19 protein-coding genes are annotated in these 25,088 nt (G+C 47.3%); 14 read left to right on the top strand and 5 right to left on the bottom strand.

Annotated features, from left to right (window positions below; genetic code table 11):
- Positions 1-83: 83 nt before the first annotated feature.
- Complete coding sequence (gene spsC / locus AC0DBE_RS15785) at positions 84-740, top strand: stationary phase survival protein SpsC (RefSeq protein ID WP_072182286.1); 657 nt, start codon at positions 84-86, stop codon at positions 738-740.
- Positions 741-970: 230 nt separating this feature from the next.
- Here the strand turns inward: spsC and AC0DBE_RS15780 are convergent, their stop codons facing one another.
- Entirely contained in the window at positions 971-1,447 is a 477-nt protein-coding gene (locus AC0DBE_RS15780; protein WP_014115018.1) for a divergent PAP2 family protein, read from the bottom strand.
- Positions 1,448-1,604: 157 nt separating this feature from the next.
- Between AC0DBE_RS15780 and AC0DBE_RS15775 the strand changes: the two genes are divergently transcribed.
- Both AC0DBE_RS15775 and AC0DBE_RS15770 read left to right on the top strand, forming a co-directional pair.
- A complete protein-coding gene (locus AC0DBE_RS15775) occupies positions 1,605-3,107 on the top strand; it encodes a leucyl aminopeptidase (RefSeq protein ID WP_472962825.1) in 1,503 nt (500 codons plus the stop codon).
- A 144-nt stretch (positions 3,108-3,251) separates the two neighbouring features.
- Entirely contained in the window at positions 3,252-4,580 is a 1,329-nt protein-coding gene (locus AC0DBE_RS15770) for a Na+/H+ antiporter family protein (protein WP_014115016.1), read from the top strand.
- A gap of 69 nt (positions 4,581-4,649) precedes the next feature.
- On the opposite strand, the gene AC0DBE_RS15765 is transcribed toward AC0DBE_RS15770, so the two are convergent.
- Positions 4,650-5,252: a biotin transporter BioY gene (locus AC0DBE_RS15765; protein ID WP_014115015.1), complete on the bottom strand. Its 603-nt coding sequence runs from the start codon at positions 5,250-5,252 to the stop codon at positions 4,650-4,652.
- 102 nt (positions 5,253-5,354) lie between these two features.
- On the opposite strand from AC0DBE_RS15765, the gene AC0DBE_RS15760 reads away from it, so the two are divergent.
- The 8 genes from AC0DBE_RS15760 (at position 5,355) to AC0DBE_RS15725 (ending at position 19,239) form a co-directional block, all read left to right on the top strand.
- The gene (locus AC0DBE_RS15760) at positions 5,355-5,951 is read left to right on the top strand and encodes a sulfite oxidase-like oxidoreductase (protein WP_472962823.1); all 597 of its coding nucleotides are present in this window, start codon (positions 5,355-5,357) and stop codon (positions 5,949-5,951) included.
- A 213-nt stretch (positions 5,952-6,164) separates the two neighbouring features.
- Positions 6,165-7,031 (top strand): ferri-bacillibactin esterase BesA, encoded by an 867-nt coding sequence (besA, locus tag AC0DBE_RS15755; protein WP_472962821.1) that lies wholly within the window; start codon positions 6,165-6,167, stop codon positions 7,029-7,031.
- 201 nt (positions 7,032-7,232) lie between these two features.
- A complete protein-coding gene (locus AC0DBE_RS15750) occupies positions 7,233-8,018 on the top strand; it encodes a 2,3-dihydro-2,3-dihydroxybenzoate dehydrogenase (RefSeq protein WP_014115011.1) in 786 nt (261 codons plus the stop codon).
- A gap of 25 nt (positions 8,019-8,043) precedes the next feature.
- On the top strand, positions 8,044-9,240 hold the full coding sequence (dhbC, locus tag AC0DBE_RS15745) for an isochorismate synthase DhbC (protein WP_472962819.1): 1,197 nt from the start codon (positions 8,044-8,046) through the stop codon (positions 9,238-9,240).
- A gap of 28 nt (positions 9,241-9,268) precedes the next feature.
- Positions 9,269-10,888 (top strand): (2,3-dihydroxybenzoyl)adenylate synthase, encoded by a 1,620-nt coding sequence (locus tag AC0DBE_RS15740; protein WP_472962817.1) that lies wholly within the window; start codon positions 9,269-9,271, stop codon positions 10,886-10,888.
- 32 nt (positions 10,889-10,920) lie between these two features.
- Positions 10,921-11,856: an isochorismatase gene (locus AC0DBE_RS15735; RefSeq protein ID WP_061188026.1), complete on the top strand. Its 936-nt coding sequence runs from the start codon at positions 10,921-10,923 to the stop codon at positions 11,854-11,856.
- A 19-nt stretch (positions 11,857-11,875) separates the two neighbouring features.
- Complete coding sequence (locus AC0DBE_RS15730) at positions 11,876-19,015, top strand: amino acid adenylation domain-containing protein (protein ID WP_472962815.1); 7,140 nt, start codon at positions 11,876-11,878, stop codon at positions 19,013-19,015.
- Positions 19,016-19,029: 14 nt separating this feature from the next.
- A complete protein-coding gene (locus AC0DBE_RS15725) occupies positions 19,030-19,239 on the top strand; it encodes an MbtH family protein (RefSeq protein ID WP_472962813.1) in 210 nt (69 codons plus the stop codon).
- A 43-nt stretch (positions 19,240-19,282) separates the two neighbouring features.
- Here the strand turns inward: AC0DBE_RS15725 and AC0DBE_RS15720 are convergent, their stop codons facing one another.
- The 3 genes from AC0DBE_RS15720 to adeR form a co-directional block, all read right to left on the bottom strand.
- Positions 19,283-19,960 (bottom strand): YukJ family protein, encoded by a 678-nt coding sequence (locus tag AC0DBE_RS15720; protein ID WP_072182278.1) that lies wholly within the window; start codon positions 19,958-19,960, stop codon positions 19,283-19,285.
- 112 nt (positions 19,961-20,072) lie between these two features.
- Complete coding sequence (gene ald / locus AC0DBE_RS15715; RefSeq protein WP_072565208.1) at positions 20,073-21,209, bottom strand: alanine dehydrogenase; 1,137 nt, start codon at positions 21,207-21,209, stop codon at positions 20,073-20,075.
- A 101-nt stretch (positions 21,210-21,310) separates the two neighbouring features.
- Complete coding sequence (gene adeR / locus AC0DBE_RS15710; RefSeq protein WP_053407036.1) at positions 21,311-22,540, bottom strand: sporulation transcriptional activator AdeR; 1,230 nt, start codon at positions 22,538-22,540, stop codon at positions 21,311-21,313.
- A 570-nt stretch (positions 22,541-23,110) separates the two neighbouring features.
- Between adeR and AC0DBE_RS15705 the strand changes: the two genes are divergently transcribed.
- The 3 genes from AC0DBE_RS15705 (at position 23,111) to essB (ending at position 25,060) form a co-directional block, all read left to right on the top strand.
- Positions 23,111-23,404, top strand: coding sequence for a WXG100 family type VII secretion target (locus tag AC0DBE_RS15705; RefSeq protein WP_003220661.1), 294 nt, complete (start codon positions 23,111-23,113; stop codon positions 23,402-23,404).
- A 70-nt stretch (positions 23,405-23,474) separates the two neighbouring features.
- The gene (gene yukD, locus AC0DBE_RS15700; RefSeq protein WP_010329928.1) at positions 23,475-23,714 is read left to right on the top strand and encodes an ESX secretion system protein YukD; all 240 of its coding nucleotides are present in this window, start codon (positions 23,475-23,477) and stop codon (positions 23,712-23,714) included.
- Between the two features lie 14 nt (positions 23,715-23,728).
- On the top strand, positions 23,729-25,060 hold the full coding sequence (gene essB / locus AC0DBE_RS15695; protein ID WP_372401947.1) for a type VII secretion protein EssB: 1,332 nt from the start codon (positions 23,729-23,731) through the stop codon (positions 25,058-25,060).
- Positions 25,061-25,088: the final 28 nt, after the last annotated feature.

Below are 25,088 nucleotides of genomic sequence, written 5' to 3'. Positions count from 1 at the left end.
AAGCTTTTTTTGTGCTTTCTGATCATTCGCCATTTTGAATATTGCTCTCTCCAATTGGGAACAATGATTCGGAGGAGAGGTGAATGATGTTGAATATGATCAGACGTTTGCTGATGACCTGTTTATTTCTGCTTGCATTTGGCACGACATTTTTATCAGTGTCAGGAATCGAAGCGAAGGACTTGTCAAAATGGGTGCAGGAACATCAAGAAAAGCACTTGAAGCATGCAGGACTGACATTAAAAGCATTGCAGCAGAAAAAAACACAAACCATGTCAGCGGACAAGGATAAAACAAAACCGTTAGAAGAAGCATTTGACTGGGACGAGTATCCGGTCCAAAGAGTAACAGCAACAGGCTACACAGCAGGAGTTGAATCGACGGGAAAAAAGCCCGGCGATCCATTATACGGGCTTACATATTCAGGTGTGAAAGTGAAACGGGATTTATACTCCACGGTTGCTGCTGATCCGTCCGTTTTTCCGATCGGCACGATTTTATTCATTCCGAACTACGGTCTCGGAGTTGTGGCCGACACAGGATCAGCTATTAAGGGAAACCGCCTTGATCTGTACTTTGATACCGTCAAAGATGTGTACAATGAGTGGGGCAAAAAAACCCTTGATGTATATGTGATTAAAAAGGGAACGGGAAAGGTCACCGAGGATGAGCTTGAGAAGCTCAATGAAACAAAATCTTTGCAGGTGTTCAGAAATCAATATAAAACTGTAAAAGAATAAAACGCTCCAGCGGAAGCAGGAGCGTTCAGCGTGTTGACAAACCCTCGCATTCGTTGTCAGGCCTGTGCGTCGGTGCTCACGAATTAGAACATTCGCTGTGCTCCGATGCTCGCCCTTCCTAGACTTCAAGGGTTTTCAATCACGCTGAAAAGATGACAAAATCCTAAAACTTAAATCGTTTTAGGATTTTGTCAACAATCTGAGCGCTCCAGCCATGGCTGGAGCGTTTTTTACATGAAAAAGTAAGCGAGTATCAATGTTAGTAAAATACCTGTTAAGCCTCCGAAAAAAACCTCGATTGGCTGATGTCCGAGAAGCTCTTTCAGCTTTTTTTGCTTTTCTTTATTTTCAGCCTTCGGGAAGTCCTTTGCTTCATTTACGAAGCGGTTAAAATCAATGACAAGCTTATTGATGACTGTTGCCTGCTCACCGGCGTGACGCCTGACACCAGTAGCGTCAAACATGGTAATGACGGCGAAAATGGCGGAAACCGCAAAGAGAGAGGAGCCTAAACCATGATCCAAAGCGATGCCTGTAGAAAGTGCGGTGACCGCCGCGGAGTGAGAGCTCGGCATGCCGCCTGTGCTTGTGACCAGCGACCAGTCCAGTTTTCTGGACACGATAAACTGAATGGGCACTTTGATGACCTGAGCAAAAATAATCGCGGCCAGGCTTGATAATAAAGGGAAATTCGTTAAAAGTTCCATAGGCGACATCCTTTCTATTTAAAAAATCCTTCGTGTTTCAAAAGAAAAAAGCAAGTCTTAGACTGTTGTTTGATAAAATAAGTGTAATGGAAAGAATGTTTTTCCTATTATACCATTGTTCATTACAAATACCCATTACGTTAGGAGTGTAAGCCTCATGTTTTATGCGGTTCAGCAATTAGAGCATACAGAAACCCTTGTGGTCGGGCTTTTTCAAAAAAGCCAGTTGACAGGCAAAGCATTGGAAATTGATGAAATGCTGGAAGGCCATCTGACACAGCTTTTAAAAGATGGTGATGTCTCTTCGAAACCGAATCAAGTATCAAAAGTATTCCCTCCATCTTCTGCGGGTATGAAACGGATTTATTTCGTTGGTCTGGGGAGAGAAGCAAATTATTCGTTTGAACAGGCGAAGGAACGTTTTGCCCATGTTTTTCAAGCCATTCACAATGACCGAAAACAAGAAGCAGCAGTCCTGCTTGACACGTTTATTTCGGAAGACGTACCTCCAGCCGATGCCGCTCATGCTTTAGCTGAGAGCTGCCTGCTTGCGTCCTATGAGGTGCAGGATTATAAGCACAAATCAAATGAGCCTGACAAACAAATTGAAGCTGTGTATGCCGTCACAGATGAAGATATACAAGAAGTGCAGGCGGGACTTCGCGTCGGCCAGGCATACGGGCAAGGGGCAAATTCGGCTAGAACGCTTGTAAATATGCCGGGAAACATGCTGACAGCGACTGACCTCGCTTCTTATGCAGAAGAGCTTGCGGCGAAATATGATTTTGAGTGTGAGATATTAGAGAAATCAGAGATGGAAGAGCTCGGTATGGGCGGGATACTTGCAGTAAACCAAGGCTCGACCGAACCCCCAAAAATGATTGTTTTGAAGTACCAGGGCAAAAAGGATTGGGAAGACGTCGTCGGACTTGTCGGAAAAGGGATTACCTTTGACACAGGCGGCTATTCCATTAAAACGAAATCTGGAATTGTCGGCATGAAATCTGATATGGGAGGAGCAGCTGCAGTTCTCGGTGCTATGGAAACCATCGGAGAGCTTCGTCCCGAGCAAAACGTGCTGGCTGTTATTCCGTCAACCGATAATATGATCTCCGGCGGGGCGATGAAGCCTGATGATGTCATCGTATCATTAAGCGGAAAAACAATTGAAATCCTCAATACGGATGCTGAAGGAAGGCTTGTACTAGCAGATGGCATTACATACGCGAAACAGCATGGCGCGTCAGTTCTTGTTGATGTGGCTACGCTTACCGGCGGCGTCGTTGTGGCATTAGGAACAGAAACGACTGGCGCTATGACAAATGATCAAAGCTTTTATCAGCAGGTAGCTGATGCTGCACAAGAGTGCGGCGAGGCGATCTGGCAGCTGCCGATAACAGAGAAGGATAAAAAGCGTGTGAAAAGCAGCCAAATGGCGGATCTCAGCAATTCGCCGGGACGTGAAGGACATGCGATTATGGCAGGAACGTTTCTTGGTGAATTTGCTGAAACAACGCCTTGGGTTCATCTTGATATTGCGGGCACAGCTATTTCCAATAAAGCAACCTGCTTCGGGCCGTCCGGGGCTACCGGCGTAATGGCCAGAACACTTGCCACACTTGCGGAACGATTTACATTGGAAGAAGATAAAAGCGAATAATGTGACATCCCTGCTGCGGAATGCAGCGGGGATTTTTTCTTCTAAAATCTTTAGTTGACTAAAGTGCATCGGTTATGATAAGATACGTTCGTACTTTATTTATCTACTACATTAGCAAACTAAAGGATTTTTTGGAGGGTTATCATGAATGCAGTCGTCATCGCAGTGCTGCTTATGCTTGTTTTAAGCTTGCTGCGTGTTAATATTGTTATCGCATTAATTATAGGTGCATTGGCCGGCGGGTTAACAGGCGGACTCGGGCTTGGCGAAACGGTTAAAGCTTTTACGGACGGGCTTGGCGGAAATGCTACCGTTGCAGTCAGCTATGCCATGCTTGGCGCGTTTGCTGCGGCTTTAACGAAAACGGGTCTTCCGGACGCAATGGTGGAAGCCTCCGTTAAATTAATCGGAAATAAAGAAGACACCCGCAAAAAAGCACTGTCCAAAGTGCTGATTGTGCTTATTATTTTAATCATATCTTGTTTTTCGCAAAACGTGGTTCCGGTTCACATCGCATTTATCCCGGTGCTGATTCCGCCTCTTTTGAAAATCTTTAATGAACTTGAAATGGACCGCCGTCTGATCGCGTGTGTGATTACATTCGGTTTAACGGCACCTTATATTTTAGTGCCGGTTGGTTTCGGCCAAATCTTCCAGGGGATGCTGAAGGACAATATGGCGGATGCCGGATTAAACGTATCTCTCGGTGATATTCCTTACGCCTTAATGATCCCGGTTGCGGGTATGGTTGTAGGTCTGATTTTATCAATCATCGTGTTTCGTAAACCGAAAACATACGAAACAAAAGAAATATCTGGTGCGAATGCTTCTCCATATACGAAAAAAAGCCTGGCTATCGCGGTGCTTGCCATCGCAGTGTCACTCGGCGTCCAGCTCTACTTATCTCAGACATTGGGAGTAGAAGGGATGATTATGGGAGCGCTGGCAGGTCTGATTATCCTGTTTGTCAGCGGTGTGATGAAGCGTGATGAAGCGGACTCACTGATTACTGACGGAATGGTTTTAATGGCCTTTATCGGTTTTGTCATGCTCGTTGCAGCCGGATTTTCAAATGTATTGACGAAAACCGGAGATGTCGAGTCACTGGTTAAAACAGCAGCTGGCATTATGGGGCACAGTCAGTTAGTGGGCGCATTGCTGATGCTTATTGTCGGCTTGTTCATTACAATGGGAATCGGATCTTCTTTTGCGACGATTCCAGTGATCACAACGATCTTTGTGCCTCTTTGCATGCAGCTCGGATTCAGCCCAATGGCAACGGTTGCGATTATCGGAGCGGCTGCTGCGCTTGGCGATGCCGGTTCACCTGCCAGCGACAGCACACTTGGGCCGACTTCAGGTTTAAGTGCAGACGGCCAGCATCACCACATTTGGGATACTTGTGTGCCGACATTTTTATTTTATAATATCCCGCTTATCATCTTTGGCTGGGTTGCGGCGCTTGTTTTATAGGAAAAAGGCTCCCCTTTACTGGGGAGCCTTTTCTCGTTATGATAAAAAAACCGTCCAATAGAACGGTTTTTACGTGGATGATATGTGATTTCTGTTAAAGCCAGTTGCTTTATGAATTGAGCGGTAGATCGCAGGTGCGATAAACGCCAGTACCACAGCCATCGCCGTGTCTTTTACCATAAACCAAGTCATAAAGCCCCAAGCCGTGCCGTAGCTCACTGGCGTATGAATCCACAGCTTCAGTGCAAGATACATATAGGTAGTCCCGATGATATACATGATGGCTGTTCCAATAAGAGAAGCAGTCAGAAATCGGATTTTACTCGGCTGAATTTTGCGTTCTAAGAACCATCCAGCTGCAAATGCTGCAGGGATGTAGGAGATAATAAACCCGCCGCTTTTTCCCGCAAACGGTGCGAAGCCTGCTGAAAATTGAGCAAACACAGGTGCTCCGGCCAATCCGACAAGTGCATATACAATCATGGCAATACCTGCTCGTTTGCTGCCAAGAAGCATGGCTGCCAAGAGACAGAAAAACGGCTGCATTGACAGCGGAATGCCGGCTACTTGTAAAAAGGGTGCCACTGATGTAATGTTGGCGCCGACAGCCATAAGTGCGGCGAACATGCCGATCAGCGCCATATCGCCCGCACGAAGTTTATGTTGTTTCATTGTTGTTCCCCCTTAGGTTTACATACACAATCATAGAGTAATAAAGAACGGAAATATTGTCAACATAAACTGAAATAAGGTTAACAAAAAGGAGGGTTCTGTATGTATTTCGGAAAAACAAAACAATCCGATCAATCTGGGAGAGTCCCGCCAAACCAAAACGTCACAACCTCATTTCCTGTGCTTCATACGGGAAATGTACCGTATTACGAGGATATGGCTAAATGGAATCTTCAAGTATACGGATTGGTTGACCATCCGATGCTGCTAAGCTTTGAAGATATCAAAGCCTTTCCTCAGTACGAATCGAAAAATGACATCCATTGCGTCACTGGCTGGTCAAGGCTTGATAATGTATGGCAAGGCGTGCGGGCTCGTGATATAGCGGAAAAAGCGGGTGTAAAAGAAGAAGCGGGCTACGTCATTTTACATGCGGAAGAGGGCTGGACGACCAATCTGCCGCTTGCTGATTTTTTGGCTGAAACTTCACTTTTGGCTTATGCGCATAATGGCGCCCCTTTAACGCCTGAACATGGCTTCCCGCTGCGGGGCGTGTTTCCGCATCTATATTTTTGGAAAAGCGCCAAGTGGCTGCGCGGCATCCAATTTACGAAAGAGAATCACCCCGGTTTTTGGGAGCAGAACGGCTATCACATGAGAGGCGATCCTTGGCAAAATCAAAGGTTTACATGGGATTAAGGTTCTATTTCAAGTAGGATAATATGCATCTTTATCAGGTTTTTATTTCCATATTGATAGTCTTCAGGTACCTTATTTGATGCAGGTGCCTTTTTTATTTAGGAAAAAGTTGACTTTCTCTGGAAGAAAACCTATTATTTGAGATGTCTAGTTGATAGTGAAAATCATTATCATATATTGTGATTTAGTTTAAGGAGAGGAATGTCGTACTGCATGAATGAGAAAACAGATCGGGCGAAAGGCGGGACACAGAACGCATTTACCATTCCTGGTACGGAAGTGCGTATGATGTCTTCACGCAATGAAAACCGTGCCTATCAAATTTTTATCTCGAAACCGAATACGCCGCCGCCGCCCGCTGGTTATCCGGTTATTTATCTGCTGGATGCCAATTCTGTCTTCGGAACGATGGCAGAGGCCGTGCGAATACAGGGGCGCCGTCCTGAAAAAACCGGGGTGATCCCTGCTGTGATCGTCGGCATTGGCTATGAGACAGCAGAACCGTTCTCCTCAGCGCGTCACCGGGATTTTACAATGCCGACAGCTCAATCGAAGCTGCCAAAAAGACCCGACGGAAAAGATTGGCCGGAACATGGCGGAGCAGAGGGCTTTTTCAGATTTATTGAAGAGGATCTAAAACCGCAGATAGAACGAGATTACCAGATCGACAGCAACAGACAAACGATCTTTGGTCACTCACTTGGCGGGCTGTTCGTGCTGCAGGTGCTGTTAACAAAGCCGGGTGCGTTTCAAACCTATATCGCGGGAAGTCCGTCCATTCATTGGAATAAACCGTTTATTCTCGAGAAAGCGGACCATTTCGTCTCACGCTTCAAGGAAAACAATCAGCCTATCAATCTTTTGATTGCGGCAGGAGAATTGGAGCAGCACCATAAAAGCCGGATGAACGATAATGCGAGGGAGCTTTACAAGCGGCTGGCCGTTTTATCTGAACAAGGCATACGGGCAGAATTTTGTGAGTTTTCAGGAGAAGGACATATTTCGGTTCTTCCTGTTTTGGTCAGCCGGGCGCTGCGTTTTGCGCTTCACCCTGACGGACCGCATATTTCAATGGGCTGAGACATTCTCAGCCTTGCTTCTAAAAATAAAATATTAGTCACTGAAATTATATTTGACTGTCACATGACATTTGGATATGATTATTTTTATAATTGATAATGATAATCATTATCAATAAATTGCGTTTTTCTTTTCAAGACGCAACAGTCTTTTTCGCTGGATGTCAGTACGGCATCTGAAGCGAAGAAAGGAATTGATGACATGAATGCAATGGGTATAAAGGGCAAAATTGCTTTTATAACAGGGGCTGCCCAAGGGATAGGTGAAGCTGTTGCGCGGAAGCTTGCCGATCAAGGAGCACACATTGCGGCAGTTGATTATAATCCTGAAAAGCTGGAAAAGGTTGTGAGCAGCCTCAAAGCGGAAGGTTGCCGTGCGGAAGCCTTTCCCGCGGATGTGAGAGACAGCGCGGCGATTGACGAGATCACGGCGCGTATCGAACGTGAAATGGGGCCGATCGATATTTTGGTGAATGTAGCGGGTGTCCTTCGCCCGGGATTGATCCATTCACTCAGTGACGAAGAATGGGAGGCCACGTTTTCGGTGAATTCGACTGGTGTATTTAACGCCTCGCGTTCAGTCAGTAAATATATGATGGACCGGAGATCGGGTTCGATTGTAACGGTCGGATCGAATGCTGCCGGTGTGCCGAGGACATCAATGGCGGCATATGCCTCTTCAAAGGCTGCGGCTGTGATGTTTACGAAATGCCTTGGCCTTGAGCTTGCAGAATATAATATTCGCTGCAATATTGTGTCACCCGGATCAACGGAAACAGACATGCAGTGGTCATTATGGGCCGATGAAAACGGAGCGGAGCAAGTCATAAAAGGATCACTTGAGACATTTAAAACAGGCATCCCGCTCAAAAAACTGGCTCAGCCTTCGGATATTGCGAATGCCGTGCTCTTTTTGGTTTCTGGCCAAGCAGGGCATATTACGATGCATAATTTATGCGTAGATGGCGGCGCGACCTTAGGCGTGTAACTCATTTTAAAGGAGGTTCATGAGAATGTTGGAACAAAACGTTATATCACAAACAAAAGCGGAGCATTTGCTTCATGATTATCAGCCGGGGGCTTTTTTCTTAGCTTCTCCTCACCGCGTACTGTTAGCGAAAGGCATATGTGAAATCGTACCGGAAGCAGACGGGCAAAACCAAATAGAAACCCTTTCTGGCCGTATTGCAGAGACGCTGAATCAAGCAAAGCAATCAGGGCAAAGCCGTCCGCTTGTTGTCGGAGCTGTTCCTTTTGATCATGTAAAAGCAGCTCGGCTCGTTGTTCCTGAAGATGTGCGCTGGTCAGGACCGCTACAATTTGATCATGCGGAGAAGGAACAGCAGCCTGAGCATACATACCACATAGAACCTGTTCCTGCACCAGAGGGGTATAAAAATGGTGTCGAACAAGGACTGGCACGCATTGCCGATGGGACTCTCAGCAAGATCGTCCTGTCCAGATCGCTGCATTTGACATCGTCTGAACCGATTCAGACGGATGAACTGCTTCGCCATCTGGCGCAGCATAACACACATGGCTACACGTTTGCCGCGGACGTGTCCAGCGAAGCGGAAACGCCTTCCCGCCGAACATTGCTTGGTGCAAGTCCGGAGCTTCTCGTTTCAAGAATGGGAACTCAGGTCGTTTCCAATCCATTAGCCGGCTCAAGGCCTCGCAGTAACGATCCTGCTGAAGACCAGCGCCGGGCTGATGAATTGCTTTCTTCCGCAAAGGATCTCCACGAACACGCGGTTGTAGCTGACGCGGTTGTGGCAGCGCTGCGGCCTTTCTGCCGGACGCTGGATGTACCGGAAAAGCCTTCACTCATCAAAACGGAGACGATGTGGCATCTGTCCAGCGTGATTAAGGGAGAGCTTTCCGACCCGTCTGTGACCGCATTGGAATTGGCAGCGGCGCTCCACCCGACGCCGGCCGTCTGCGGAACACCGACTGACCTTGCAAGAGAAGCGATTCACAGCATTGAACCGTTTGACCGAGGTTTCTTTACCGGCATGGTCGGCTGGTGTGACGATGCTGGTGACGGAGAATGGATCGTGACGATCCGTTGTGCAGAGGCAGAAGAACGCTCACTCCGCCTGTATGCAGGAGCTGGTGTTGTTGCCGGGTCAAAACCCGAGGACGAGCTCCAGGAGACATCCGCGAAGTTTCGGACAATGCTGCGGGCAATGGGCGTGAATCACATATGATCAGAATGAATTGCTGGAGGGATACAACATGCTGAATGGATTTACTCCTTGGCCTGAAGAGTTAGCTGAGGCATATCGGAAGAACGGCTGCTGGGCGGGCGAGACGTTTGGAGATTTGTTAAGGGACCGGGCTGCTAAACATGGCGATCGCATTGCCATTACATGCGGAAACACCCATTGGAGCTATCAGGAGCTTGACACAAGGGTTGATCGCCTGGCTGCCGGTTTTCAGAAGCTCGGCATTCAACAGATGGATCGTGTCGTGGTGCAGCTGCCGAATATCGCAGAGTTTTTTGAAGTCATTTTCGCACTCTTCCGTTTGGGGGCGCTTCCGGTTTTCGCACTGCCTTCTCATCGAAGCAGTGAAATTACATATTTTTGCGAGTTTGCTGAAGCGGCTGCTTATATTATTCCCGACTCTTATTCCGGTTTTGACTACCGTTCACTTGCCAGACAGGTTCAAAGCAAACTGCCATCTTTAAAACATGTCATTGTCGCAGGTGAGGCAGAGGAATTTTTGCCACTGGAGGCTTTGCATACAGAACCTGTAAAACTGCCTGAAGTCAAATCTTCTGATGTGGCGTTCCTTCAGCTTTCTGGAGGAAGCACCGGCTTATCAAAACTGATCCCGCGGACTCACGATGACTACATATACAGTCTGCGGCGGAGTGCAGAGGTTTGCTGGCTCGACCACAGCACGGTGTACTTGGCAGCATTGCCGATGGCGCATAATTATCCGCTGAGCTCGCCCGGGGTACTCGGCGTGTTATACGCCGGAGGAAGAGTGGTATTATCTCCTTCTCCAAGTCCTGACGATGCATTTCCCTTGATTGAACGGGAACAAGTCACGATTACCGCTCTTGTTCCGCCCCTTGCAATGGTATGGATGGATGCGGCATCCTCACGCGATGACGATCTGTCCAGCCTTCAAGTGCTGCAGGTCGGCGGCGCCAAGTTCAGTGCTGAAGCTGCGCGCAAGGTTAAAGCTGTTTTCGGATGCACGCTGCAGCAGGTGTTCGGAATGGCAGAGGGTCTCGTCAATTATACGAGACTGGATGACTCTGAGGAAGTCATTGTCAACACCCAAGGAAAACCGATGTCCCCATATGATGAAGTGCGTGTTTGGGATGATAAGGATCGTGACGTAAAACCTGGTGAAACAGGGCATCTGCTGACACGGGGGCCGTACACGATTCGGGGTTACTATAAAGCAGAAGAGCATAATGCTGCTTCTTTTACTGAGGACGGTTTTTACCGCACGGGTGATATCGTCAGGCTGACATCAGACGGCTATATTGTCGTTGAAGGCAGGGCGAAGGATCAAATTAACCGCGGGGGAGAAAAAGTGGCGGCTGAAGAGGTAGAAAATCATCTTCTGGCGCATCCGGCTGTCCATGATGCCGCAATGGTCTCAATGCCTGACCAATTTCTTGGCGAAAGATCTTGTGTGTTCATTATTCCCCGGGATGAAGCCCCGAAAGCCGCAGAGCTCAAAGCTTTTTTGAGAGAGCGCGGACTGGCGGCATACAAAATCCCTGATCGCATTGAATTTGTCGAATCCTTTCCGCAGACAGGGGTAGGAAAAGTCAGCAAAAAAGCGCTTCGTGAAGCCATTGCCGAGAAGCTTCTTGCAGGATCAAAAAAATAAAACAAACAACAATTTGAGAGGGAGTGTTCTAAATGGCTATACCTGCCATTCAGCCGTATCAAATGCCGACGGTGTCTGATATGCCACAAAACAAAGTTACATGGGTGCCTGATCCAAATCGGGCAGTTCTGTTAATACACGATATGCAAAACTATTTTGTCGATGCTTTCACAGCGGGAGCCTCTCCGGTGACAGAGCTTTCAGCAAATATACGGAAGCTGAAGGATCAATGTGCTCAGCTTGGGATTCCTGTTGTCTATACTGCGCAGCCGGGAAGCCAAAATCCGGCTGATCGGGCGCTGCTGACTGACTTTTGGGGTCCTGGATTAAACAGCGGCCCTTATGAGGAGAAAATTATAACCGAACTGGCACCGGAAGATGCTGATCTTGTGCTGACAAAATGGAGATACAGCGCGTTTAAGAGAACGAATCTGCTGGATATTATGCGCAAAGAGGGACGCGATCAGCTGATCATTTCCGGGATTTACGCCCATATTGGCTGTCTCGTTACAGCATGTGAAGCATTTATGGAGGATATCGAAGCCTTTTTTGTGGGAGATGCAGTTGCTGATTTTTCATTAGAAAAACATCAAATGGCGCTGGACTATGCGGCTGGCCGCTGTGCGTTTACCGTGATGACTGACAGTCTTCTCGATCAGCTGAAGAATGCGCCGGCAGACGCTCAAAAAACGTCAGTAAACACTGGCAAAGAAGTGTTTACATGTGAGAATATCCGTAAACAAATTGCTGAGCTTCTTCAAGAAACACCTGAAGATATTACAGATCAAGAGGATTTGCTCGACCGGGGGCTTGATTCGGTAAGGATCATGACATTGGTAGAACAATGGCGCCGTGAAGGAGCCGAGGTGACATTCGTGGAACTGGCTGAACGCCCGACGATCGAAGAATGGCAGAAACTGCTCACAACCCGCAGCCAGCAAGTGCTGCCAAACGCGGATTATTTATAAAAGGAGGGTAAACAAACGGATGCCTGATACAAAAGACCTTCAATATTCTTTGACCGGAGCGCAAACCGGCATATGGTTTGCTCAGCAGCTAGATCCGGACAATCCAATCTACAATACAGCGGAATATATAGAAATCAATGGATCAATCAATATTGCTCTTTTTGAAGAAGCTTTGCGGCACGTGATAAAGGAAGCGGAATCGCTGCATGTTCGCTTCGGTGAAAATATGGACGGGCCTTGGCAGATGATAAACCCGTCTCCGGATGTACAGCTGCACGTCATTGACGTCAGCTCTGAGCCTGATCCGGAAAAAACAGCATTAAACTGGATGAAAGCAGATTTGGCAAAGCCGGTCGATTTAGAATATGACCCTTTGTTCAATGAAGCTCTGTTTATAGCAGGGCCTGATCGTTTCTTTTGGTATCAGCGCATTCATCATATTGCGATTGACGGCTTCGGCTTTTCCCTAATTGCCCAGCGTGTGGCAAGTACGTATGCCGCGCTTATGAAAGGACAATCAGCTACAGATCGTTCCTTTGGGTCGCTCCAAGCCATTTTGGAGGAGGATACAGATTATCGCGCATCAGAGCAGTATGAGAAGGATCGCCAATTCTGGCTGGATCGTTTTGCTGATGGACCAGAAGTTGTGAGTTTAGCTGATCGTGCGCCAAGAACATCTAACAGTTTTCTTCGTCAAACGGCGTATTTGCCTCTATCTGATGTGAACGCATTAAAAGAATCGGCGCGCTATTTCTCAGGAAGCTGGCATGAAGTCGTGATTGCAGTGTCAGCTGTTTATGTGCACCGGATGACCGGCTCTGAGGATGTTGTGCTCGGTCTGCCTATGATGGGACGGATAGGGTCCGCATCACTGAATGTGCCGGCTATGGTGATGAACCTTCTCCCGCTCCGGCTGTCTGTAAGCTCTTCAATGAGCTTTTCTGAACTTATTCAGCAAATTTCCCGGGAAATCCGCAGTATTCGGAGACATCATAAGTATCGCCATGAAGAGCTTCGGCGTGATCTGAAATTAATAGGAGAAAACCATAGATTATTTGGCCCGCAAATCAACCTCATGCCGTTTGATTACGGTCTTGACTTTGCCGGGGCCCGAGGAACAACGCATAACCTTTCAGCCGGTCCTGTCGATGATCTATCAATCAATGTATATGACAGAACGGACGGCAGCGGGCTGCGGATTGATGTAGATGCGAATCCTGAGGTATACAGCAAGTCAGATATTAAACTTCATCAGCAGCGGATCTTACAGCTGCTGCAAACGGCTTCTGCCGGGGAGGACATGCTGATTGGGCAAATGGAGCTTCTATTGCCAGAGGAGAAAAAACAAGTCATTCGTGAATGGAATGAGACGGCAAAATCTGAGAAGCTGCTCAGCCTTCAGGACATGTTTGAGAAGCAGGCAATCCTTACGCCGGAACGTATCGCTCTCATATGTGATGACGTTCAAGTAAACTATCAAGAGCTGAATGAAAAGGCAAACCGCCTCGCGCATCTGTTGATCGAAAAAGGGCTTGGTCCGGAGCAATTTGTCGCTTTGGCGCTGCCGCGTTCTCCAGAGATGGTGGCTTCGATGTTTGCTGTACTAAAGACGGGTGCGGCGTATCTTCCGCTTGATCCGGAGTTTCCGGCTGACCGAATTTCTTACATGCTCGAGGACGCGAAACCTTCATGCATCATAACGACTGAGGAAATAGCAACCCGTCTGCCTGATGACCTGTCTATTCCGCAGCTTGTGCTTGATCAGACTGTTACACAGGAGGTTGTAAAACGCTATTCGCCTGACAATCCGAATCTATCGGTTTCTCTTGATCATCCTGCGTATATCATCTATACCTCAGGATCAACAGGAAGGCCGAAGGGTGTCGTTGTTACGCTGAAAAGCTTGAGCAATTTTCTGCTGTCCATGCAGGAGGCATTTTCTCTAGGAGAAGAAGACAGGCTGTTGGCTGTGACGACTGTCGCTTTTGATATTTCAGCATTGGAGTTATATCTTCCGCTTATCAGCGGGGCGCAAATCGTGATCGCAAAAAAAGAAACGATCCGTGAGCCCCAGGCATTAGCTCAGATGATTGAATATTTCGATATCAATATCATGCAGGCGACACCGACACTATGGCATGCTCTGGTGACGAATAAACCTGAGACACTTCAGGGGCTCAGAGTGCTTGTCGGAGGCGAGGCGCTGCCGAGCGGCCTTTTGCAGGCGCTTCAAGAGCTTCATTGTCCAGTCACGAATTTATATGGACCTACTGAAACAACGATTTGGTCTGCAGCAGCTTTTCTTGAAGAAGGGCTGAAGGGCGTTCCGCCAATTGGCAAACCGATTTGGAATACGCAGGTGTATGTGCTTGATAACAGTTTGCAGCCGGTGCCGCCGGGAGTTGTCGGAGAGCTTTATATTGCAGGGACAGGCTTGGCTAGAGGTTATTTCCGCCGCCCTGATTTAACGGCTGAGCGTTTTGTGGCAGATCCATACGGACCGCCGGGGGCTCGGATGTATCGGACCGGAGATCAGGCCCGCTGGCGCGCTGATGGGTCTTTGGATTATATCGGACGGGCGGATCATCAAATCAAAATTCGCGGGTTCCGAATTGAACTTGGAGAAATTGATGCCGTGCTTGCCAAGCATCCGGACATCGAACAGGCCGCGGTTGTCGTTCGGGAAGATCAGCCGGGAGACAAACGATTGGTGGCATATGTAGTCGCTGCTTCAGCTATTGATACTGCCGCGCTTCGCCGTTATGTGGGTGCCAGTCTGCCTGATTATATGGTGCCGGTGGCATTTGTGGAGATGGACGAACTGCCATTAACACCTAATGGCAAGCTCGATCGGAAAGCACTGCCGGCGCCTGATTTAAGCACATCTGTCAGCGATCGGGGACCGCGGACTCCTCAGGAAGAGATATTGTGTGACTTGTTTGCCGAGGTTCTTGGTTTGGCACGTGTCGGCATTGATGACAGTTTCTTCGAGCTTGGCGGTCATTCGCTTCTTGCAGCCCGTCTGATGAGCCGCATTCGCGAGGTAATGGGAGCCGAACTCGGTATCGCGAATCTATTTGACGAACCGACAGTAGCCGGACTCGCTGCCCATCTTCATCAGGCGCAGAGTATACGCCCCGCATTGCAGAGAGCTGAGCGACCTGAAAGAATTCCGCTTTCTTTTGCCCAGCGCCGGCTATGGTTCCTCCATTGTCTTGAAGGGCCTAGTCCTACTTATAATATTCCGGTTGCTGTCCGTCTGTCGGGTGAGCTGGACCAAGGAGTGCTGCAAGCGGCACTTTATGATCTCGTCTGCCGCCATGAAAGCCTTCGGACGATTTTTCCTGAATCACAGGGGACATCTTATCAGCATATTTTAGACGCTGATCAAGCAAGGCCTGTTTTACATGTTACAGAAATTACTGAGAAGGAGCTTTCTGAGCGGTTTGCTGAAGCTGTGCGCTACAGTTTTGATCTTGCAGCTGAACCTGCTTTTCGTGCTGAGCTTTTTGTCATCGGTCCTGACGAGTACGTGCTGCTTCTCCTCGTGCATCATATTGTCGGGGACGGCTGGTCCTTAACACCGCTGACCCGCGATCTTGGAGCAGCTTATGCAGCTCGCTGTCACGGAAAAGCTCCTGAATGGGCGCCGCTTACTGTGCAATATGCAGACTATGCGCTTTGGCAGCAAGAACTGCTTGGAAGCGGGGATGATCCAAATAGTTTGATTGCCGGACAGCTTGCTTTCTGGAAAGAAACCTTGAAGAATCTGCCTGATCAGCTTGAACTGCCAACCGATTATTCACGTCCGGCTGAACCGAGTCATGATGGGGATACGATTCATTTCCGCATTGAGCCTGAGCTGCACAAGCGATTGCAGGATCTGGCCCGCGCAAATAGAGTGAGCCTGTTTATGGTGCTTCAATCTGGTCTCGCAGCTTTATTGACAAGACTCGGGGCGGGCACTGATATTCCGATCGGCAGCCCGATAGCGGGTCGGAATGATGATGCGCTAGGCGATCTTGTGGGGCTGTTTATCAATACATTGGTGCTCAGAACCGATACGTCCGGTGACCCAAGCTTCCGTGAGCTTCTTGACAGAGTGCGGGAAGTGAATCTGGCAGCCTATGAAAATCAGGATCTGCCTTTTGAGAGACTCGTAGAGGTTCTCAATCCGGCTCGTTCGCGTGCGACGCATCCTTTATTCCAAATCATGTTTGCGTTCCAAAATACACCGGACGCTGAACTGAATCTTTCTGACATAGAAAGCAGCCTGCGGATCCACAGTGTCGGTTCTGCCAAGTTTGATTTGACGCTGGAAATCAGTGAAAATCGTCTTGCTGACGGGACTCCAAACGGATTGGAAGGACTGCTCGAGTACAGCACTGATCTTTTCAAGCAGGAAACTGCTCAGGCTTTTGCTGACCGTCTGATGCGCCTGCTGGAGGCTGCCGAATCTGATCCTGACCAGCAAATCGGAAATCTGGACATCCTTGCACCGGAGGAGCGTAGCAGCATGGTGACAGATTGGCAAAGTGTTTCTGAAAAGATTCCGCACGCATGTTTGCCGGAGCAGTTTGAGAAGCAGGCTGCTTTAAGTCCTGATGCCATTGCCGTTGTTTGTGAAGATCAGTCACTGAGCTATGCAGAGCTGAATGAAAGCGCAAATCGGCTTGCCCGAATGCTGATCAGCGAAGGCGTCGGACCGGAGCAATTTGTGGCCTTGGCCATGCCTCGGTCTTTGGAAATGGCTGTCGGGCTATTAGCGGTGCTGAAAGCCGGCGCGGCTTATCTGCCTCTCGATCCTGACTATCCGGCTGACCGAATCGCTTTTATGCTGGAAGATGCGCAGCCTGCGTTTATCATGACGAACACAAAAGCTGCAGAGAACATTCCGCCAGCGGAAAACGTGCCGAAAATCGTGCTGGATGATCCAGAACTGGCAGAGAAACTAAACACCTACCCTGCTGAGAATCCGAGCAATACGGATAGAATTCAGCCGCTTTCTCCTTTGAATACGGCGTATGTCATTTATACATCAGGCTCAACGGGTGTTCCAAAAGGTGTGATGATTCCTCACCAAAACGTAACGCGTTTATTTGCAGCGACTGATCACTGGTTCCATTTCAGCTCAGACGATATCTGGACCATGTTCCATTCCTATGCGTTTGACTTTTCGGTGTGGGAGATTTGGGGTCCTCTGCTGCATGGCGGACGTCTTGTGATCGTGCCTCATCACGTCAGCAGATCGCCAGAAGCGTTTCTGCGCCTGCTTGTCAAAGAGGGTGTGACCGTTCTGAATCAGACACCATCTGCCTTCTATCAGTTGATGCAGGCGGAACGGGAGCAGCCTGATCTCGGTCAGGCGCTCAGTCTGCGCTATATCATTTTTGGCGGAGAAGCGCTTGAACTCAGCCGTTTAGAGGATTGGTATAACCGCCACCCTGAAAATAGACCGCAGCTTATCAATATGTATGGTATTACAGAAACGACTGTGCATGTGAGCTATATCGAATTAGACCGAAGCATTGCAGCTTTACGGGCAAACAGCTTGATCGGCTGCGGCATTCCTGATCTTGGTGTTTATGTGCTGGATGAGCGCTTGCAGCCGGTTCCACCGGGTGTTGCTGGAGAGCTGTATGTATCAGGAGCGGGGTTGGCACGAGGCTATTTAGGCCGGGCTGGATTAACAGCAGAACGCTTCATAGCTGATCCGTTCGGTCCTCCGGGTACCCGAATGTATCGCACTGGGGATGTGGCCCGCCTCCGCGCCGACGGCTCTCTTGACTATGTCGGCCGTGCCGATCACCAAGTGAAAATTCGGGGCTTCCGAATTGAACTAGGAGAAATTCAAGCGGCGCTAGTTCAGCATTCGCAGCTTGAAGATGCGGCAGTAATCGTGCGTGAGGATCAGCCGGGAGATAAACGTTTGGCAGCTTATGTCATACCTTCTTCGGAAGACACAATTGATACGGCGGAACTGCGCAAATATGCTGCTGAGAGACTGCCAGATTACATGGTGCCTTCTGCCTTTGTAACGATGAAAGAATTGCCGCTGACACCGAATGGAAAGCTTGACCGTAAAGCGCTGCCCGCACCGGATTTCGCAGCGGCCGTGACAGGACGCGGACCGAGAACGCCGCAGGAAGAAATCCTCTGTGACCTGTTTATGGAGGTGCTTCACTTGCCGCGTGTCGGCATTGATGACCGTTTCTTTGATTTAGGCGGACATTCCTTGCTTGCTGTACAGCTGATGAGCCGCATTCGCGAAGCACTCGGCGTAGAACTCAGCATCGGAAACCTATTCGAAGCGCCGACTGTAGCCGGGCTTGCAGAAAGACTTGAGATGAGCTCAAGCCAAAGCGCACTCGACGTTCTGCTGCCGCTCCGAACAAGCGGAGACAAACTTCCTTTATTCTGTGTGCATCCGGCAGGCGGACTCAGCTGGTGCTATGCCGGTTTGATGACGAACATAGGAACAGAGTATCCGATCTACGGCTTGCAGGCACGGGGAATCGGGCAGCGGGAAGAGCTTCCGAAAACACTTGACCACATGGCTGCCGACTACATTGAACAAATCAGAACAATCCAGCCGAAAGGACCGTACCATCTGCTGGGCTGGTCCCTTGGTGGGAATGTCGTTCAAGCGATGGCCACCCAGCTGCAAAATCAAGGGGAAGAAGTATCCCTATTGGTGATGCTGGACGCCTATCCGAACCACTTCCTTCCTATAAAAAAGGCGCCGGATGATGAGGAAGCGCTTATTGCCCTTCTGGCGTTAGGCGGGTACGACCCAGACAGCTTAGGGGACAAACCGCTTGATTTTGAAACGGCAATTGAGATTCTTCGCCGGGACGGAAGCGCGCTTGCAAGCCTGGATGAATCGGTCATTTTAAATCTGAAGAATACGTATGTCAATTCTGTCGGCATTTTAGGCTCATATAAGCCGAAAACCTTCCGTGGAAATGTCTTGTTTTTCAGATCAACAATCATACCTGAATGGTTTGATCCGATTGAACCGGATTCGTGGAAGCCTTATATTAACGGACAAATTGAACAAATCGACATCGACTGCCGCCATAAAGATCTTTGTCAGCCGGAACCGCTCGCTCAAATCGGCAAGGTTCTCGCTGTCAAACTGGAAGAGATGAATAAATAAGGGGGAAGAAAGAGATGGCAAATCCTTTTGAAAATGCTGATGGCACATATTTGGTGCTGATCAATGAAGAGGGCCAACATTCCCTGTGGCCCGGTTTTATAGATGTGCCGAGCGGCTGGACAGTCGTTCATGAGCAAAAAGGGCGTGAAGCTTGTCTGGACTATATTCAATCGCATTGGAGCGATATGAGGCCCAACAGCCTAAAGCCTGTTGAAAATGTGTAATCGCATGAAAAAGAGACTGCTTGCCGCAGTCTCTTTTTCTATCTTACGCAGACGTTTGGGTATGATCACAATCTCTGACTGGGTTTCCGTTTTCATCCGTACACCAAGATTGGGATAAAAACGCTAAAAACACAGCGGCCCACTGATCGGCGAATTGAATCAGAATGCCTCCGTCATGCCAAGAGCCGTTGTCTTTTTTCCAGCGGCTATCCATTGCATTCCCTTGATTCATATGGATATTGTGCATGCCGTTGGTCGGGGTAAAACCGAATATTTTATCTGCAGCCTGTTCCGGCCCAAATTTTGAACCGAATATATAAACTGGTGCTTTCTCTTCTTGCGCTTTCTTCATATACGTCTCAATAAAGTCATTTAAATCATTATCAGGCCCCGTGATTTCATGCGGCAAAGGCTTCATTTCTCCCGGGTCAAACAAATTGCCCCGCACATAATCCAGCGCCACTTCACGGTTTGCCTCATTGATCTTTGTATATCCATACGGCATGTTCGGAAGGATGGTAATTGAGCTTGAATCAAACTGATCGTCAGCCAAATACAATACTTCAGATTCCTCGGAACTGGACATCACATTGATGGCGCACCTGTAATACGTATTCTCTTCACCGAGTACTTTGACTTGGAAATGAGGACTGTCATCATCAGTTTCCCGCTTCATATCTAAGACAATGCCTTTTAACACGCCATATTGCTGAACAGCCATATGAATCCTCCTTTATGATCAAGTTTCATCGTTTTAGTTCGTGAAATGGTCTCTTTTTTCCTTTTGAAAAATAAAAAAAGCCTGCAGAAATCTTTCTGCAAGCTCAATGTCATTAAGCACCTGCCACAGATGACTCATCCTCTAAAGCTTTCTCGGCAGGAACATACTCATATCCTAAATCCTTTGCCACAGCTTCATAGGTCACGTGTCCGTTTGCTGTGTTTAAACCAGCTTTCAGTGCCGCATTGTCTGCGAGCGCTTTTGCTGCCCCTTTGTTAGCGATTTGCAGCGCGTATGGAACAGTAACGTTAGTCAGGGCGATTGTTGATGTACGAGGGACAGCGCCCGGCATGTTCGCCACAGCGTAGTGGACAACGCCGTGTTTTTCATATGTCGGCTGATCATGTGTAGTAATATGGTCGACAGTTTCGACGATGCCGCCTTGGTCGATCGCAACATCGACAATCACTGAACCCGGTTTCATTTGTTTTACCATTTCCTCAGTGACAAGAGTCGGAGCTTTAGCCCCCGGAATTAAGACCGCGCAAATGAGAAGATCCGCTTCCGCCACAGCATCTGCAATATTGACCGGATTAGAAATTAACGTTTTAATCTGATGGCCGAAGATGTCATCAAGCTGGCGCAGGCGGTCTGCGTTTAAGTCGATGATGGTCACGTCCGCCCCGAGGCCGACAGCCATTTTCGCTGCGTTTGTGCCGACTACGCCTCCTCCGATAATCGTTACTTTTCCGCGAGAAACGCCTGGCACTCCGGCAAGCAGAATGCCTTTTCCGCCTTTAGGTTTCTCTAAAAATTGAGCTCCGATTTGCGCTGCCATTCTGCCTGCAACCTCTGACATCGGCGTCAGAAGCGGCAATGTCCGGCCCTGACTAACCGTTTCATATGCGATCGCCGTAACTCCTTTATCTTTCAAGGCTTGTGTAAGCTTAGGCTCAGCTGCTAAATGAAGGTACGTAAACAGCACAAGCCCTTCGCGGAAGTAGACATATTCTTCCGGCAGCGGTTCCTTTACCTTCATGACCATTTCGGCGTCCCACACCTGTTTCGGGTCAGCGATGATTTCCGCTCCTGCTGACTCATAGGCTTCATTTTCAAATCCGCTTCCAAGGCCCGCGCCTGTTTCAACCAGCACCCGGTGGCCGTTTGAAATGAGCTGAGAAACGCCTCCAGGTGTTAGTGCGACACGGTTTTCATTGTTTTTTATCTCTTTAGGAACCCCTATGATCATATCTGTCTCCTCCTGTATCTGTGATGTTTTTAGTGTAGCTTGATTCTTAAGAAAATTCTTTGTTTGAAAAAGAAAATAAAAAAACATGGATTTGTGAAATTTCACAAATCCATGTGCCGAAGCTTGATATCTAAATAGATGGTGAATTTTTGATTCACATTTTTTAAATCGATTTCAGCAATCTGGCTGATACGCTTGAGACGGTAATTCAACGTATTAACGTGTATATTTAATATCTTGGAGGCTGTATTCACGTTGCTGTCTGCTTCAATAAAACGCTCTAGCGTTTCTACCATATTTGACTGGTGATCTCGATCATACTGTTCCAGTTTGGAAAGCGAATAGTTAAAATATCCAGTCTGTTTCCGTTTTTCATCTAAGATATCCAAGTATTGATAAATGCCTAACTCAGAAAAACTGAAAAGATGTTTTGTCTCTTCTGCGAAACGTTCCTTTGCTTTTAAGACAGACAATGCCTCCTGATAGGAGCGGGAGACAAAAGAAATAGAATGGTATATTCCGCCAAAAGCGATAGAAACGTCTTCTATTTTATAACGTTCTTTCAGCTGTTTTTGCGTACTTAAAGCAAACTGCTTTAAATCTTGAAAAGGGTGATCTGTTTTAGGGGCGGTTAAAATAATGAGTTCATTGGAATCTACGGTTGTCAGCAGCACGTGAACCTGCTGGGTCGTTTCCTGCAAATATTGCAGCTGCTGTTCGATTTTTTCAGTCAGCTCGCCGTTTATCCGGATGATCATAACGGAAAACTCAGAAGGGGCGGCCATTCCAAGCTTGTGGAAGCCATCCGCCATGTCATGCTCCTGATGAATGTGTCCGGTCAGCATTTTCCAGAAAAATTCTTGGCTGCGTTCTTCATTTTTCGTTTTTCTGATTTGGAGTTTGAGAAGCTTGTTTCTCACTGCTTTTGCCGCCATTTGCAATGTCATCAGATCATCGTCAGACAATGTTTTTTGGATCTCAAGCGCCCATATGAAGCCAAGCACTTGGTTGTTTTTCCAAATGGAAATTGCAACGCGATTGCTTAGTCCGACTTCATCTATTTGCTTTACTCTGATCGGCTGGTCCGTTTTTAAAAGAGCTGGAATCGTCCCATCTTTCCACAACTTGTTAATGACCTTCTCGGGTACTCTTCTGCCAATGATTGTAGACGTTCGGGCAGGATCTGTGCAGTCACTGTGTGTGCTGTAGGCAAGCAGCTTGTGGTTAACATCCTCTATGGTGATCGGGCACCGCAGAACGTCGCTGATATGATCAGCTACATCTTCAAGTCTGTCAAAACTGTATTTAAACGGATCATTCGGCATGGTCATAAATCTCCCTACTTTTCATGCTTGATTTCTCTTTGACATCTCATCCCCTTCCTTTTATTATGATTGTTGTTGTTTGGGAAAATCAACAACAAAGAGCGGAAGCCAAAAAAACAAGTACATGGCATATTGAGAGCAACGTCTTAATATATGATTGGCAGTGCATTCGCCTTTTTACAGTACAGTTGTATGCCTTAAATGATACGAAACTTATCCTATTATTCTTCTAAGAAAGTCATCGGGGGGCAAGACTGATTAAGGAAAGAAAAAACTGAACCTTTCAGAAATGGTGCTGTAGCATCAAATTTTCTGAAAGGTTTTTTTTGGGAGTTGGTGAATCATTTGGGTCTTTTGGATTATTCGGAGAATGAAGAGAAGATTAAGAAAATAAACCTACTTGTTTAACAATATATGTCATTTTTAAGTGATTCGGGATAAACCATTGGACTCATTTTGTAAAATTAAAACATATTTGTTTGACTGTACCGAAAAACTGTTTTTATAATAATGACGTTCTAAAAATAAGTGAATTAGCCCATATTTAGGCTGATGGCACAGGAGGTAATGAGGAATATGGCAGGATTAATTCGTGTCACACCCGAAGAGCTAAGAGCGATGGCGAAGCAATACGGCGTTGAAAGCCAAGAAGTATTAAATCAGGTCGATCGTTTAAATCGCATGATCTCTGATTTGAAAAGCATGTGGGAAGGTGCTTCAAGCGAAGCGTTCGCAGATCAATACGAGCAGCTCAAACCTTCATTTATCAAAATGTCAGATTTGCTTCAAGATGTGAATCAGCAGCTTGATCAAACAGCAAATACACTTGAGTCTACTGACCAAGACATCGCAAATCAAATCCGCGGATAACAGTATGAAAGGGAAGGAGCGCCTGATTCACGAGAAGACGGCGCTCTTTCTATGTAAGGGTGATCCTAAAATGTATATTGATATTACAATAGATTTGAAACATTATAATGGCAGTGTCTTTGATCTCAGATTGTCAGATTACCACCCGGTGAAAAAAGTAATTGATATTGCTTGGCAGGCTCAAAGCGTAGCTATACCTCCGCGCGAAGGGCACTGGATCAGAGTGGTTAATAAGGATACGGTGTTTTCCGGAGAATGCAAGCTATCAGATTGCGGCATTACAAACGGAGACCGGCTTGAAATATTATGAAAGGATCTGGTTGAATGTCAGGTAAACAAAAATCATATTTAGAAAACCAATTAGAAGCCGTTGCCGAGAAAACAGATGCCGGCTATACATTTACCTTTCAGCGGGAAAAAATAAAGCTTCTGGACGGTCTCGAAGCCAACGTGATCAAAGATGTAAATCCATTTTTTCATAAAGAGATCGATGTGACGGATGATGAAGTGATCATCACAATCCAACCTCCTCCCTCCTATAAAGCATTCCGCGTAATGAAAGCTAAAGATAAAAAAAGCAAATGGCAGTTTGCCTATCAGCTTGTTCAAGCTGTACAGCAGCACAATCTGTCAAGGCTGAATTTGATTGTCGCTCCTGAAAACATTGTATTCGATAAAGGCCTAACGCCTTATTTTCTCCATTATGGAGTAAAAGAAAGCATTCCTCCTTACGAGCAGGATGAGGAAAGAGTGTGGAGGGAGCTGAAAGCGGCAGCGGCTTTGGCAGTTGACGGCGCTTTTGATTTTGAAGACTACCTGAAATTTAATGAAACGCTGACGTTCTCCGCAGAGGCTAAGGCGATATTGGATGCGGCGTCCTATGATGACCTGCTCGAGCTGATTCAAACCCATATCGATGAGCTCGAAGCCAAAGCGAAAACATACATACATATCCCGAGAAAGAAATGGAACATCCAGCGATATATCGGCCTGGGGCTCATTGTTTTGCTTGTGCCCGCCCTTATTTATTCGATGTACTCATTATTTTTCGCACAGCCAAAGCACCAGGCGATAGTGGACAGCAACCGTGCTTTCCTAAATAAGCAGTACAGTGAAGTTATCAGCACACTGTCTAAGTACGATGCGGAAAGCCTGCCTGAATCGGTGCAGTATCAGCTTGCTTATTCCTATGTGGAAGTTGAAAAACAGCTTTTAGATTATCAACGGGATAATATTGAGAAGCTAGTGACATTGCAATCTGAACCGCAGCATTTCCTTTATTGGATTGATATTGGTAGAGGGGATTATAAAGAAGCGATCAGTATTGGACATAAGCTCGAGTATAACCCATACATTTGGCTTGGCCTTTATAAATATAAACAGCAGCTCTTAGCTGAGGATAGTAATGATGAAGCAACTCAAAAAGAACTTGATTCTGTAGACAGCGAACTTGATAAAGTGAATAAAGCTAACGCTGAACAGAAAAAAGAATCGAATACTGAGTCTTCAACAACTGATACAACCGAAGAAAAACAACAAGCTGAAGAGAAAGCGGCAGAAGAAAAAGCCGCAGCCGAGGAAAAAGCGAAAAAAGAAGAACAAGCGAAGAAAGAAAAAGAAACAGAAAAGAAAGATGAGAAAAAAGATGACAAATAACGTGAGACATGAAGCGCAGGTCATCGCA

Source organism: Bacillus sp. VA15 (assembly GCF_055721145.1).
The sequence above is the reverse complement of the archived record's forward strand: the minus strand, read 5'-3'. Positions and strand labels throughout refer to the sequence as shown.